The sequence below is a fragment of the Flagellimonas allohymeniacidonis genome, from assembly GCF_004296335.1.
In the GTDB taxonomy this organism is placed as follows: domain Bacteria; phylum Bacteroidota; class Bacteroidia; order Flavobacteriales; family Flavobacteriaceae; genus Flagellimonas; species Flagellimonas allohymeniacidonis.
The window spans coordinates 788,242-802,873 of record NZ_SGIU01000001.1 but is presented as its reverse complement, the minus strand read 5'-3'; the positions used below and the strand labels follow the sequence as shown (position 1 = coordinate 802,873).

The following is a 14,632-nucleotide window of genomic DNA, read 5'->3' as shown; positions in this document are numbered from 1 at the left end:
TTCTTGAGGGAGCGGGGGGGGGCATATTGACTCCTCTTAAGCCCCAATTGTTATGCTTTTTTTTGCATCTAAGAGCGTGGCCAATTCTTTGGCATAATCTATAAATGCAATGGTTTCATCTGTACGTGCCAATTTAATTTTATTAAAAATAACCAGTGCCTCACCATTGCTTTCTAAATGATAAATCTGATGATTTTCGAAAAAGCGAATGATTTCATCTGTAAAAAATGACCGAATCTCAGATTCATTGTTCCCCATAAGCAGGAATTTTTTAGAAAAATCCGGATACATCTCAAAATCAATGTCTTTATAGCCCGTAAATGCCATCACCCGGTCAAATAATTTTTCTAGTACCCTTTCTTTTTCCATCGTGAAAACGGGTATTTTTTTATTCAATTTTAAGACCATTAGCGTTGTATTGAACGTTTCAGCTGTAAAAGCCTGACCTTCATTAAATATTACATCCGCAATTTCCCAAGACACACCCAAATCTTTAAATGTTCCTTTGAGACAATTGTATTTGCGTTCAATAGGTCTTATTTCAAAAAAGTGGAACTTCTTTAGATAAATCGTATTCCAATCAACTTGACTTGTGTATTGATAACCTTTCTCACTTGCTAAATTTCGTAATCGTTTTTGCCTTTGTGATAAATTGGTGGCAGAACCGGTCAAACTAATTTTTAAAGCTCTATTGTGTGTAGATGATGAAACATGTGAATCCAATCCTGTTATATAGACCTCACCGCCCGTAGCCTTTTGTATCTTTAAGTATTCCACCAGATAGTCCATATAGGTCATGCCTACCAATCTTGTTTCTGATAAATCAATATTGACATCTGCCCCAGAAGGGATTTGAGCCACTAGTTTGTCAACTTTTAAAATGCCCAAGAAATTCGCAATCCCTCTAATTTTTAAATCGAAACTGCCATCTTCACGTTTCAACAATTTTGTACGAGACTTATACACCATTTTAAAAAATTGAGGGATGGAAAGCCTCGCCAATAGCATGTGGGTGACCAGTGCCAATAATAATCCACCAAGTAAACCAATTAATAAATTGGTATAGAGGGTTAAAACCATCGTTCCCATAAAGAATATGAGTTGCTCAGTTCCTTGATTGTAAGCTTGTTTGAAGACCCCCGGCGATGCCAATTTAAATCCGGTATAAACGAGTAAAATAGCAAAAGCACATAGCGGTACCTGTCTCATTATGGGGCTCAGTACCACAATAAAAAGTAGCAACAAAAGTCCTTGGTACATATTGGACCACTTTGTTTTCGCACCATTGTGGATATTGACCGTACTTCGAATAATCACGGCAATGATGGGCAAACCTCCAATCAAACCAGCCACCATGGTACTCAATCCAATACCCGTTAAATCTTTGTTCAAATCCGTCTTTCGCTGATAGGGGTCAATTTTGTCCACAGCTTTTGCAATGGCCAAGGATTCTATACTGGTTATGATCAAAATGGAAAATACAGTGGTCCAGAATTCAAGCGTATCAATTTTGCCAAAGTTGGGGTGCATAACTGAATCCATTATAGTATCAGGAATGTCCAACAACAGATGAGGTCCCACCTCATAGGCTTTTCCAAAGAATGAAAGGGTTTGTTGGTCAAAGAAGTTGAAGGCGTAGACAAAGGGAATGGAAAGGGCTATGACCCACATGGGAGCGGGTAAAAGATGGAATATCCGGTAACTGATTTTGGAATGAAACAGTAGTAAAAGCAATCCGGCCAAAGCAATGATCAACACAAAAGGATTGGCTTGAGGTAAGAGTACAACCGCGTCGATGAGGTTTTGTATAATGCTCGGACTATCAGAATGTGTGCCCATGGCCACATGGATCTGTTTGGCAACTATGATAATTCCGATGGCTGCCAAAATGCCGTGTATCACCGAAGAATGAAAAATGTCCGCCAATCGACCCAATTTCAATATCCCCAATAGCATTTGAATTGCGCCCGAAACCACCACTGCTGCCAATACATAATTAAACGCCTGGCCCGAACCATCGTCCATTAATGCAATACCCAAAAGGATAACCCCAATAACTCCTTTGGCAGGTCCGTTGACCGATATGTGACCCCCCCGATAGAGGGTTGTGACCACACCACCAACGATTGCTGAAAAGACACCGGACATGGCAGGTGCTCCTGCTGCCAAAGCAATACCTAATGAAAGAGGTAACGCAATGAGTGCGACACTCACCGCTGCGATTAAATCACTTTGCCAATTTTCAATTAATCCCTGAATACCTTTTTTTGGTGTAGTTTCCATTTATTTAACTATCCAGCGGTCTATAAATATTGACATAGTCGACTAAAATAGTAAATATTAAGAAGTAATGGGGACGAGCAGGGAAAGCTGTCAAGGAAATCGGAAAAATGAAACGCTATTCTTCTTGTAAACGAATTTTTTGAAAAGGGCGTTGGCAGTTATTGGAGGAGCAAAAGATTTACTCTAAGGAGTCAGGTGGAGGTGGAGGTGGAGGAGTTTCCAGTTTTTCATTCAACCATACTTTTAAAACAATGCTGTCTGTGACTTTTTCATATTCCTTGGTTAGCCTTTTCAATGTCACGGGTAATCTTTCAATCCAGTCATTGTCGTAAGATATGGCAAACATTAGTTTTTCAGAGGTTTCACTTAACGATGGTACTTTTCCATTGTTCTCAAAATCTCTCCTCAAAACAGAACCCAAACTATCCAACGGGTACAATAGTTGGTCATATTTACTAATTGTGTCATTATGTATTTGAATAATGTTTCTTTGTTTGGTCAAAACACAAATTACTTCTTCCCAACATGGGTTTTTGAAATAAACCCGTTTAATTAGACTATCGTTTTCAATGGTTATTTTGGGAAGGCTATCATTACAAACAATTCTTTCGGTTCGTTCAAGTAGTTCTCTCCAGTTATTATACTCAGCAAATTTCAACTCTACCGCAAGGCTATCATTTTCGTTTGGGAAAAGACCGAAATCCTTTTCCACTTTTTTTGAAGTTCTCTGCTCCGAATTTTGACAACTAAAATTTGCCAAAATCAGAAAAATGAAAATCGAAAATTTAATTGAACTCACCATTTCTTATCTGCACAGCAACAATTAAGCCAAGGGTCCTGACCAAAATACAAAAAGGGCTTTAGCCCTATAGCGCGGACCACAAGATACAATCTTGCGGGAGCGCGGGGTTGTTAGGTTTAGTTATTTTAATAATTCTTTCTTAGGGCAGCGCCTAATTTTGGCATTTTTTCATCAAACCTTTTTGTTAAATCAGCCATTCTTTCTTTACCAGATTCATAGGACTTAGCTATCAAACATTGAGTCATTTTTATTCTAAATTGTCTAACTTCCTCTCTTAATTTGTCATCATCAATTCTTTCTGTTCGGATTGACACTTCCCTAAAGCAATCTGAAATTTCATTGTTTAATTCGGAACTCAAAGTTGAAGAAGCCCAATCATTTGTATTTTTATAATGTTCTAAATCCACTACAAAAGCCTTGGCAATTAATCGCATTCCGTCGGATAGTTTTTCCTGAAGCTCAAGGAAGTTGTCCCTCTGGAATTTTCTGAATCGCTCTTCTCGGGCATTTCTTTCGATTCCTTCTTGAATTCGAATAGCATTCTTACTATTTATTCTAGTTGTAACTATACTTGCCGAAGCCCCAACGATTGTCCCTATTAATGTTCCGATAAACCCCCAAGTTATAGGATCCATAATTCCTTTTTTTAATTAAGCCTAACGGTCTAGGCTATGGTTCCTGCCTGTGAGCCGTCGCCAAAGGCTATGACCACCGATGACCGGCGATCAGGTGAATTATAGCTGTTGTTGTACGTAGTTTTTATTTATTCACTAATTCCAATAATACATCTGCTATAACAATTCCAAAGGTTATCCATAATATGAATAAAATTGCTAGTACAGTAAGATAGCCTAACTCTCTTATTTTTGCTAGTGAATTACCTTTAGTCGTAAGCATTTGTTTTAAAAAAATTCTAACATAGTAGATAAAAATCCAAAAAGAACCTTTGATTCCCAATCCGCCCTTCGAGTTCCATAAATTCATTGTTTTTGGAATTTTACTAGTCAAATATGTGTAGTATAGGAAACTGGTAGAAAGTCCACCCAGAATATAAATTGCCACGCAAATAACTTTCACAAAAAGTTTTGTTTCATCTCCAAAAATGAAGCTGGCGGATAAAGCCGTGAGCGCAAGACTAATTCCTATTATTCCAATTTCATCACTGTCTGATTTTATTCTTGGTTTTGATAGGTTTTTTCTGAATTTGTCTTTTTTTGCCATGAATAATTTATGGGGTCGTCAAATTACGCACAACGGTTTCGGCTATGAGTAGTTGCGTGGGTTAGCACTTAACTTTGCAAGTACACACCAAACTGAAAATCCTCGCGGATTTTCAGAAGTAGGCGAGAACAAGTAATTACTTATAGCCATTGTTGTGTGGTGTTTTTAATTCATTGAATCTGTTAATTCTTTTATTGCTGACCCTTTCCATACAATGCCTAAATCAGATTGTGCATTAATTCTACCGCTATAAATTCCAAGAAATCTCGTAACAGGCCCACTAAAAGCGGCACTTCCTCCATCTTCCATTGCTACCATTCCACCATTTCTGTGAGCAATAACAGCTGAACCTGATTGACCAGGTCGCGCTCTACAATCAATTAAAAATGTTGGAAGATTATTATGATTTATTTCAGGTTCAGTTGCCATAAAACCAGTTGCCCATATTGCGAGTGCTCCACCGCCAGCAAGTCCGAAAGGAAAGCCTACCACACTAACAGTATCTGAAGGTGCTACTAGAATCTGTGGGTCACCTACACCTAGAGTGTGTGGAAATAATTCGACATCATCAAGTTCAGTTAGAGGTAAAGCAACGAAATCAACTGTTGCCCCTAAAGTCGGATGCTCTATCCATTTTGGATTATTATCTTCATCGTATAAAGGTTCATTTTTGCCTAACCATTGTCCTAGATGTCCTTGTCTATTATGCATAATCATAACAGAGTCTGGCGTATGTCCATTTGGTGATAAAGTGGCATTAGTTACATTATTTCTTCCAGTAACATTATGTCTGTTAGTAATAAGTGCTGGACCAGAAGGTGTGTCTGCAATAAATCCAGTGCCAGAAGCAATATTGTTTCCGTTAAATTGCATTTGAAGAAATAATGATTGTACTGATGGTTTTGATATAGGCATATGTTCGTTCTTTTGTTAATACCACATAACGGTCTCGGCTATGAGTAGTTGCGTGGGTTAGCACTTAACTTCGCAAGTACACACCAAACTGAAAATCCACGAGGATTTTCAGAAGTAGGCGAGTACAAGCAATTACTTATAGCCATTGTTGGCATTAGTATTTATTCAAAATTATTAATTGATTCATTTATTTTTGAAACTAAAAATTCATAAGCAATATTATCCATTTTAGTTGTTCTTGATTTACCTATTTCCGATTCTAATTTTTCTTTTAATTGTTCTAGAAAATATTTTTCTGGATTTAAATCAGGGTAGACATATTTAGTGTAACGTCTCGCCATATCAAAACCGAATTCTATTAATTCAGTATTTTTAGCTTTTTTCAAAGTAGACCAAAACTTATTGAAATTGAATTTGGCAAAAATCGGTTTATATCTTAATTCTGTATTTGACTCATTAACCTTTTCCAAAAACTCTTTAAAATTATTTTGAAATAACTCGAAAAGGTTTTCAACCTCTTCTTTTTCAGATTTTACTTTGATTTCCTTATTTATTTGAATACAATATTCCGCAACCTCTTTGAGGTCTTCATAGAATTCTGTATTCGCACTTATGTGCAAATGAAAATGAAGACTAGGCTTGTATTCAAAAGTTCCTTTTTTGATTCCTCTTTTGAATCTTTTTTTCAGATTTTCTAGGTTGTAGTTTAGTAAATTGTTGAATCTAGTAGCATAATGGAAAACCGTTGGATATTGGTCTAATTTATACTCTCCTGTGTCAACAAATTTCAGCATTTCATTAGTGAGCTTTCTATATTCATTTGTATTTAGGTCAATACATTGCCAATATGAAAGGGTATTCAAAACCTTCTCTCTTTTTGGAACTTTGTTGTCTTCTATAACAAATATTGATTTTAATTCCTCTATTAATTTGTCAATAGAAAACGAAGAACTACCAGTTATATAATTAAATATAGATTCGAAAAAAACTTTTTTTCTTTGAACAGTGTCGTCAAGATATTTTCTTTTGTAAATCTCTTGGTATGTTTCAACTTTTTCTTCTTTTGACTTTATTTTCATTGATGGTCCATCACTTAAAAATGCAGATAAGTCAAATAAACCTCCAATGTGTAAGTCTTTAATGTCTTTAAAATATTTGGGCTTAAGACTACCCATTTTGTACTCAATAGAAATTGGTAAAGTGAAATTCAAAATCAATTCAAAGATTTCTTTCCTAAAAGGATTTAAATTATCATCTGGTTTCAAGTATTCATCTAAAGAGTTGAAAATGATTTTATAGTGTTCTAAAAAGAAAACTAGATTTCGTATGTTTTTGTTATTCTGCTCAATTCTTGCAATAATACTTTGATTATAATCCTTTAAATAATTAAAATAAACAGGAAGAGAATCTTTGTATTTTGAATTGATTATTTGGCCGTAAATTGAAACTACATCAGTATTGAACTTTATCGATATGCCTATAACTTTTTCTCTTATAACAGAATATGTGTCTTCATCATTATTTGATTCTTCTTTTCTTAATACATCTTCATTTGCGATAATTATGACTTTGGTATTTGAGTTTTCCACCAAGTTATTAATGAAACCAAATAATTCTTTGATTTGTAAATCATCGCTTTTCCTATCTATGTCATCAAAACAGAGTAATAATTTGTTATAATTTATTATATCTGATGTAGAAGTGTCGGCATCATTAACGTATTGTTCTATGTCAACGCCAGAAAACACTTTTAATAAAGATTTGCCAATATCTGAAGCAATTTTAACTCCTTTGTTTTTTAATAGAGGAAACAATTCTAAAAAGATTTGTTTTTGAATTTCTTCGACACTTTTTATTCCAAATAAGGAAATTAAAATAGGTCTATATTTTTCCTCGCTTTCAGAATTTGGAACATTAATGTTTCTAACTAAAGGAAATAGTTTGTTTTTAAAATAGAAAGTTTTTCCAATTCCATAATCACCACTAATTATGACTGCGTAGTTAGTGTCAATTTCTAAAAACTGGGTTATTCTTTTGGTTAAATCTTCAGTCATTTTATATTAATGCCAACTCGTTTATATCCGCAATTTACCCCATTTTATACGGATAACCTTCCCTAACCGACGGATAAAACCTACTTTTTGGCGAATACCATATAACCAACTAATTGTGAATCTTGTTATAAATAAGCAGCTTATCCACAACTTCGATTTTTAGGGGTTGCCAAATCCCATTTACATAGAAAACGTATATTTGCCCTGCTACACTTATCGTTTTTTAGGTGCCTTCCCCAACCTCATTTGAATTGTAAATTGGACAGGCAAAAGGGTGAAAGTCCCCAGACCTTCAAGGCACCGCTTTGATGAGTGTAGCAGTGACCTGTCCTCTTTTTTAACCAATACTTCTTTTGTTATGCTACACTTAAAAGGTCAAAACCAATGCCCCTATTGCCAAGAGGGCAGTACCCCATTGATGAGGACGAAAAAAATGCGCTGCACAGTATCAAGCTGCTTGGGGAGTGTATTGATGAAATTTGCAAAGGGGGTTAGGTGTTGGGTGTTGGGTGCGCGAAGTCTGGTGCTTGGTGCTTGGTGCTTTTGGGTCTATTCGGTCAATAACATGCTTGCAATCTGCAAATTGATTTGATTGGGCCGAACCTCCCAGTTGTGGGCTCCGTTGGTCAACAGAATCACCGTGACACTTTTGTTGGTTTCGGTATTCCAGTAGTGCCGAAACGAGGAGATACCGGCACCGCCATGCCCCACCATTTTAAAATTGCCCTGCAAGCGATAGGCCTCCCAGCCCAAGCCAAAGTACGCGTCATTGCCATTGTTGAGCTGTACAGGTTCCCAAATTTCGTTGAGCTGTGCTTGGGTCAATAATTCCCCCTTTTGCACCGCCTGAAACCATTGGGCCAAGTCGTTGATGGTAATGTTTAATCCCGCCCCGGCATACATGGGTGGGGAATAGTTTAAGGGGAACATTTCCAGGGCGCCGTTCACGTTCTGATAGCAGGTGACCCTGCCGGGAATCACTTTTTTGAATCCGCCGTATTGAGCCGAACGTAAATTCAGTTTGTCAAACACCTGTTCGTGCATGTACGACTCAAAATCTTGCCCGGCCAGCTTTTCGATAATGATGCGAACCAGCAAGAATCCGGTCGCATTGTATTTTGACTCCGTGCCGGGTTCCGAGCTAAAGGGTTTGTCCTTCATGGCAACAATCACTGCCTTTTCACTTTCGGGGGCCAGATAGATTCCGTAGTCAATCTGGTCGGGAATTCCCGAGGTGTGGGAGAGCAATTGTTTTAAGGTCAACTTCCGCCACGAGTCGGGCAAATCGGTACGGTCGGGGAGAAAATCGGCCACGGTTTCGTTAACATTGCGGTTATGTTGAGCAAGCAAACCATGCAGCGCAGTGGAACTGAACATTTTTGAAATGGAGGCCACAGGAAAGGAGTTTTCCAAGGTCATGGGCGTTTGAAGCTGGGCTTGGGCCAACCCCATGGCTTTTTGGTGTACAATTTCATTGTCGATAAGGACCATATAGTTCAGCCCGACAATCTCGAGGCTATCCACCATGGATTTGAGATAAGCGTCGGTTTTTTCGAAAACGCTGCTATCTTCAGGTGTTCGGTTTTCTTGGCCGTTGGATTTCGTAGTGCATAGGATTGCCAACAGAATTCCTAAAAAGTGTTTGATCATTGATGAATTGTTTATTCGAATTGGTTTGTAAAAGGCGAACGAAGTTCGTGGAATTTTGGCGTAAGACCAAAAACCCCTAAGGCCCTTTTTTCTTTGTCATTGCTGCAGAGGTGGGAATCTAAAATTTGTTGTTTACGGTATACCCCGGGGGTTGAACGCCGTTTGCCCGCAAATAGGCAATGGCCTGAGCGCGGTGGTGGGCCGTGTGGCTTTCACCCCGCAAGATCAAATCTAGGTTGTTATGGCCAGAGAGGTAATCGGGCTTTTCCTTGTTCTCGCCTTGGGTGAGCATGGCATCGTGTAAATTCCCCAACTGGGTGATTACATAGTCAAAGGTATCCGAAATGTATTGGGCGACCCTGGCCTTGTTTTCCTGGGCGTCCCGTTCCTTCAACCGATCGGGTTGAAATACATTGATGCCATCGGGCGGTTGCATTACAAAATCGGCTTCCATAAGCGCATAAAAATCAGCATAGGTTTGGGTATCGACCAAAACACCGATATAGGTAACATTGATAAACCCTAAATGGATAAAATGTTGCGCAAAGCTCAACTGCTGCACCGAGGGTGAAAATTCGATATCGTTGGCGGGCATGGTATCGAAGACGGTCAAAGTATATGCCTTGGATTTTTTCCATCGTTTGATCAGTGTTTCCACAATGGAATCTTGGGCAAGGGTGGGAATCTTAGCGGAAATCAGTGCCAATGGACTGAGTCCGATCGCACTTAACAACAACCTTCGGTTCATAACCGGCTTATTTTGAATCACATACTTTTAAAAATATAGAATGCCTCTGTATCAAAAAAATGGAAGAATGTTAATCAGACAGGACTAGTACTACCTAGTTGTTGGGTGATCGGGTTCTTCGTTATTCTTGAGAAAGAAGAAAATCAATCAAAAGATTCCGTGCTCTACCTGCCGAGCAGTAGAGAGTTCGAAATGACGAGGGAATGCGGTTGAGACATTCAATGAGATAACTTGAAGTATTTTAACTACATTAGAAGACGATAAAACTTAAAGAATGAAAAAACTCATCTATTTATTTGTATTAGGATTTGCCCTTACAGCTATGGTGTCTTGCAGTGTAGAAAGTGTTGGAGAAACCGAAAGTCTCCAGACTTTTGATGAAGGCGTAGAAGCCAACACGCGAAACAATCAATGGTCCAACAGATCTCACTCAACGGCAAGCGGTGGTTCTTCATCAAGACCAAACTCCATGCGAAGTAGCGTTTCCGGACAATCCCCAATGACTTCTGGGTCTAGCGGTTCGGGTGCATCGGGAGGGTCGGGGAGACCGATGAGCGCTTACAGTAATGCAAGCCATGGCAGACCATTAACGGGTATTGATATGGAAAGTACTGAAGCAACCGGAAACCAGATGAGACCCAGAACGGGTATGTTTGGAAAGTGACATCTTGATTGGCGTGCTAGTATCTAGAGGCCATTGAGGAATGAGGTCAAATCCGTTTCCTTATCCAATCCCAATTTCTTTTTCAATCGGTATTTGGATTTTAAGATACTGTCGGGCAGTACATTGAGCGTAGCCGCTATTTCTTTGGTTGTTAGATTCATCCTTAGAAAGGCTGCTAACCTGATTTCTTTTTCCGAAATGTCGGGGTAAAGGGTCTTCAACTTTTGGTCGAAGTCGTTATGCACCTCGGCAAAATAGGTCTTGAATACTTCCCAGTCCTTGTCTGAGGCGTTTTCTTTTTTTAGTAGCATCACAATGCGCCTGAACTCCACTTTAAAGCGTTCGGGATCGTTTTTGATATTTTGGAGGTTCTCCATCAGCTCCTGGATAAAGGTGTTCTTCTGCACTAAGTGCAAAGTCTGGCTGGCCAGTTCCTTTTTCTTGTGGGCGATTTCTTGTTTGTAAATTTCTTCTTGTTTCTCTCGCGCAATCTGGTTCTTTTTGATTCGCTGCCGAAACCCGAACACCAACAGCCCTGAAAGGGCTAGGGCAGACGCCATACCTCCGGCATAGATACCTTTGGTCAATTTATCGACCTTGGCTTTTTCGTTGAGGGTTTTTATCTCTTCATCTTGAAGAGCGATTTCTGCTTCTCTTTTTTCAGTTTGGTATTGAATTTCCAACTCGTTGAGTTTCTTGGTGTTTTCCACGTTTAAAAGGGAATCACTAAGCTTTTTGTGTTTTTCAAAATAATGGTAGGCATTTTTATAGTCAGACATTGCGAGGTAAGCGCTTGAAATATTGTTATAGTCTGCTGCCAATATCCCATTCGAATTGGTTTTTAAAGAAGTGTTCATACCTATGGTATAATAGTTCAATGCCTTTTTTGGGTTGTTTTCCTTCATGGCTATCCTCCCTAGATTTCTAGCGTTATGTGCTGCTCCCTCTGGATTTCCTAGTTTTTCAGCTATTCTCAAAGACCGTTCAAAACAGGGTTTAGCTTTTGCAATGCTATCCATTTCAAAGTAGTTGGCCCCCATGCTGGTTAAGGTGATGGCGATACGTAATTGGTTTTTCGCTTCTTCGAAAAAAGCCAAGTTTTGCTCAAAATAGTCTATCGCATCCTTATTTCTTTTTAACCACATCATATTGGAGCCGATATTATGTCGAACCTGGGCGAGTCTAAAAGTAAGCCCTTCATCTAAAGCAATATTCTCTGCCATTTTGTAGTACTCCAACGACTTGTCAAAGCTTCCCATTACGGAGTGAATGTTCCCTATTGCCATATAATTTCCAATTATCATGGACTTGTCTTCTCCCAAAATCTCATTGATTTTCAAAGCTTTTATAGAATTGGTCAAGGCTTTTTCATATTTGCCTTGCTCCACCAAGGGACGGGCTAGATTGTTGAGACACTTTGATAGTTGTAGACTATCTGAACGCTTTTCGAATATGCTTTTTGCAATTTCATAGGCCTCTTCGGCCTTTTCGTAGTCATTTGTTGCTGCAAAAAAATTCCCTTCTGTCATCTTTGCCTCTGCTTCGGCCCAGTCCTTCTTTAGTTTCTCCGCTAGGTCTGATTGCAACCCAACATATTCTGCAGCTTCTTTTGGATTGGCCCGGAGCATGGAGTTAATGATTTCGGAATATGTGAAAAGTTTAATTGAATCGGGTTGAGACAAAGCTTGAGTTTTCAAACTGTCTAATGGAGTATTTTGAGCGCTTGCCTGAAGTGAAAGAACCAAAAAAAAGAAACCAAAAATGTTCTTTGGTTTAAGTGGCTTAGGTAAGTGGTTTAATCGGATTTTTTCAATAAACCCAGATTCCGTTTTTAGACGAAACTTTGATTTGAGCGTTCTGACTGATGATACATTCAAAAAGGTTGAAACTCTAACGGTCATTTTCTAGCGTGTTGGTTTCCTCCAAGATAGAAATTAAATCCCTGGGAAATGCAGTCACTTTCCTGGCTCGAAAACCTCTTGTCCATATCAAGTCCATGAATTTTGAGTGTCGAAACTAACGAAAAACCCCTGAAACAGATTGATTTTATTGAGCTTTAACAAAATTAGGTTCCTTGCAAAAAAAAGCTATGTCCATGTGTTTTTTGAGGGCAATCCATATCGCTTGTCCATACTTTGTCCATGCCAAAAATTAGGTATGGGGCCATCCTCGCGATAATTTCGAGCCGTTGAATCTTAAAAACCAAGAAGTTATGAAAACAAACCAATCGCATGTTAAGCTGTTAACCTTTGTGGCCCTATTTGTGCTACTCTTTTTTTCTTGCAGCAGCGATAGTGATGATCCCGAAGTACCCACCGACGATGACCCCATTTCACAAGATGATGATGGCCCGGTATCGACTGGCACTTTTAAAGCTGTAATTGATCAAGGAGGTGAATTTGCAGAAGTGCCCCAATCCAGAACTGATGATGTATTGGCAGAAGGTGAACCCTACCCAGAGGATTATGGCAGTGGAAGTGGTTCTGATGCTGAGACCTTACGTTTTATATGTACTTCAAGAACGGTAAGCGTAACCGATGGCACGGGTGACTTTCAAACCTTAGGTGGGGTGGCCAGTGAAATTTTCCCGGGAGCCTTGTTGCAGGGAAAAACGATAAACAATGTTAAACCCCAGGGTATTCCTTTGAAAAGGGCAGGGGGTAGCATTTCCTATAATTTAAATGATGGCAATCCTGAGGCCTCACAAGACCTGACTGAAATGAGTGAATCTAAAGTTCGCCAAGCAATGAATGACATCATAGCTGGAAGTACGGGTGTGGTTCCTGCCAATTTTGATCTGGACTACGAAAACGTATTTTCAGAACAGCAGGTTGCTTTGCAAATGGGACTGTCATTTGAAGGTTATGGAATAAAAGCGGAAGGGAAACTATCGTTTAGTGAGGATAGAACGTATAATCGTGTCCTGGTCAAGCTATATCAATCCTACTACGATGTCAGTTATGATTTTCCAACCAGTTATGAGGATGTTTTTGACCCCAGTGTCACCCCTGATGATTTAAATAGGTTTATACAGCCTGACAATCCTGCTACATATATTAAAAAGGTAACCTATGGCAGAATTTTCTATATGCTTATTGAGTCCACTTCTTCCTTGGAAGTGATGAACACCCAAATTGATGCCTCCTACAAAAGCTTTGATAAGGAGATTTCCGGAAACTTGGAAGTCGATAGTATGGAAAAGATGGAAAATCTTAAAATCAAGGTGATTGCTTATGGCGGTGACTCGAAAAATACATTTTCAGGACTTGGAGAGACCAATATTGGTGCGCTTGCCGATATGTTGGCGGAGAGCACCGATATTAGAACCGGGCTGCCCTTGTCATATGAAATTTATTCGTTGGAAGATCCATCAAAACAGGTAGGTACCAATATTTCCACCGAAATGGAGGTTGTGGAATGTCAGTTAAAAGGAGTTTTACCTCCTGTTTTGTATTCCAATCTTGTAGACCTTTTCGAAGATGGAATTGGCGCGGCCACACAAATACAAAATGAGTACACGGCCATTTTTAATGGTGCAGGTACGCAATATGTCATTTTCAATGCCTCTGATGGCGCGGTCTCTGAACCGTATAGCATCGATAATGCGAATGGGCCTCTAGGTGCCACAACTTTTGAAAGTGTCGGGGCGGCACTACGGCAATTCTTGGATGAAATTTACATTTTCAATGCGCAAGGAACAGAATATGAAGTTCTGGAATACGATGATAACGGAATTCGAAGTACCCCAACATCGCCTATTGGGGAATATAGACAACGTAACGGCTCAAACCGAAGATGGGTGGTGAATGATAATTTCTCTGAAGAAAATGGGGTCAACAGTAACTTTGCGGACGGGTCGTTTGTGGGTCCGGAATCTCGAGACGTGGATTGTGTATCCTTTCCACTGTTCGGCAAAGGTATTAAGGCGGCTGTAAGACGTGATAGATACATCCAGCCTGTGGGTATTTATACTGAGCCTTTCGCTACAAGGATAATTACTGGTGAGGTAACGTCATCTTACTTTTATCCCATGGACACCAACGGATCTACCTATAGCGGAAGAAATTATTACAACCCCTACTCAGTAACCGTTCCAAGTGGTACTGTTGGTTTTGGGGATTTCAATTGTTGGGAATCGGAAAGAGAGGTCACCGGATCTAGAGGAGCAGTCGAAGCAGCGTGTAAAATAAACATCAATGGCAGTGCCATCCAGCGAATGTTGTTTTTTACACCTGATGGGTTATTGGTGGTGAGAGATCTAGCCGGAAATGAAGAAGGCCCCTACGCATTATAAC

The 14,632-nt window shown here is 39.3% G+C and carries 11 protein-coding genes; 2 read left to right on the top strand and 9 right to left on the bottom strand.

All coding sequences use genetic code 11. The features are described from left to right. Positions 1 to 36: 36 nt before the first annotated feature. The 8 genes from EW142_RS03560 to EW142_RS03525 form a co-directional block, all read right to left on the bottom strand. Positions 37 to 2,283, bottom strand: a complete 2,247-nt coding sequence (locus EW142_RS03560; RefSeq protein ID WP_130609745.1) for a SulP family inorganic anion transporter — start codon at positions 2,281 to 2,283, stop codon at positions 37 to 39. 178 nt (positions 2,284 to 2,461) lie between these two features. After that, on the bottom strand, positions 2,462 to 2,995 hold the full coding sequence (locus tag EW142_RS03555) for a hypothetical protein (protein ID WP_130609742.1): 534 nt from the start codon (positions 2,993 to 2,995) through the stop codon (positions 2,462 to 2,464). 215 nt (positions 2,996 to 3,210) lie between these two features. Beyond that, a complete protein-coding gene (locus EW142_RS03550; protein WP_130609739.1) occupies positions 3,211 to 3,720 on the bottom strand; it encodes a hypothetical protein in 510 nt (169 codons plus the stop codon). A gap of 124 nt (positions 3,721 to 3,844) precedes the next feature. Beyond that, positions 3,845 to 4,306, bottom strand: a complete 462-nt coding sequence (locus tag EW142_RS03545) for a hypothetical protein (RefSeq protein WP_130609736.1) — start codon at positions 4,304 to 4,306, stop codon at positions 3,845 to 3,847. 165 nt (positions 4,307 to 4,471) lie between these two features. Continuing rightward, complete coding sequence (locus tag EW142_RS03540; protein WP_130609733.1) at positions 4,472 to 5,221, bottom strand: trypsin-like peptidase domain-containing protein; 750 nt, start codon at positions 5,219 to 5,221, stop codon at positions 4,472 to 4,474. Between the two features lie 161 nt (positions 5,222 to 5,382). Further along, entirely contained in the window at positions 5,383 to 7,275 is a 1,893-nt protein-coding gene (locus EW142_RS03535; RefSeq protein WP_130609729.1) for a P-loop NTPase fold protein, read from the bottom strand. 549 nt (positions 7,276 to 7,824) lie between these two features. Further along, positions 7,825 to 8,925: a serine hydrolase domain-containing protein gene (locus EW142_RS03530; RefSeq protein ID WP_130609726.1), complete on the bottom strand. Its 1,101-nt coding sequence runs from the start codon at positions 8,923 to 8,925 to the stop codon at positions 7,825 to 7,827. Between the two features lie 118 nt (positions 8,926 to 9,043). Beyond that, positions 9,044 to 9,673: a DinB family protein gene (locus tag EW142_RS03525; RefSeq protein WP_130609724.1), complete on the bottom strand. Its 630-nt coding sequence runs from the start codon at positions 9,671 to 9,673 to the stop codon at positions 9,044 to 9,046. Positions 9,674 to 9,947: 274 nt separating this feature from the next. Between EW142_RS03525 and EW142_RS03520 the strand changes: the two genes are divergently transcribed. Further along, entirely contained in the window at positions 9,948 to 10,337 is a 390-nt protein-coding gene (locus EW142_RS03520) for a hypothetical protein (RefSeq protein ID WP_130609721.1), read from the top strand. 23 nt (positions 10,338 to 10,360) lie between these two features. On the opposite strand, the gene EW142_RS03515 is transcribed toward EW142_RS03520, so the two are convergent. Continuing rightward, on the bottom strand, positions 10,361 to 12,019 hold the full coding sequence (locus tag EW142_RS03515) for a tetratricopeptide repeat protein (protein WP_165395217.1): 1,659 nt from the start codon (positions 12,017 to 12,019) through the stop codon (positions 10,361 to 10,363). Positions 12,020 to 12,549: 530 nt separating this feature from the next. Here EW142_RS03515 and EW142_RS03510 point away from each other — a divergent pair. Beyond that, on the top strand, positions 12,550 to 14,631 hold the full coding sequence (locus EW142_RS03510; protein ID WP_130609716.1) for a thiol-activated cytolysin family protein: 2,082 nt from the start codon (positions 12,550 to 12,552) through the stop codon (positions 14,629 to 14,631). Position 14,632: the final 1 nt, after the last annotated feature.

Excerpts from the sequence above, each read along its gene's own strand:
- EW142_RS03535 (WP_130609729.1), bottom strand. The coding sequence starts at position 7,275 with ATGACTGAAGATTTAACCAAAAGAATAACCCAGTTTTTAGAAATTGAC.
- EW142_RS03530 (WP_130609726.1), bottom strand. The coding sequence starts at position 8,925 with ATGATCAAACACTTTTTAGGAATTCTGTTGGCAATCCTATGCACTACG.
- EW142_RS03560 (WP_130609745.1), bottom strand. The coding sequence starts at position 2,283 with ATGGAAACTACACCAAAAAAAGGTATTCAGGGATTAATTGAAAATTGG.
- EW142_RS03550 (WP_130609739.1), bottom strand. The coding sequence starts at position 3,720 with ATGGATCCTATAACTTGGGGGTTTATCGGAACATTAATAGGGACAATC.
- EW142_RS03525 (WP_130609724.1), bottom strand. The coding sequence starts at position 9,673 with ATGAACCGAAGGTTGTTGTTAAGTGCGATCGGACTCAGTCCATTGGCA.
- EW142_RS03510 (WP_130609716.1), top strand. The coding sequence starts at position 12,550 with ATGAAAACAAACCAATCGCATGTTAAGCTGTTAACCTTTGTGGCCCTA.
- EW142_RS03520 (WP_130609721.1), top strand. The coding sequence starts at position 9,948 with ATGAAAAAACTCATCTATTTATTTGTATTAGGATTTGCCCTTACAGCT.
- EW142_RS03540 (WP_130609733.1), bottom strand. The coding sequence starts at position 5,221 with ATGCCTATATCAAAACCATCAGTACAATCATTATTTCTTCAAATGCAA.
- EW142_RS03545 (WP_130609736.1), bottom strand. The coding sequence starts at position 4,306 with ATGGCAAAAAAAGACAAATTCAGAAAAAACCTATCAAAACCAAGAATA.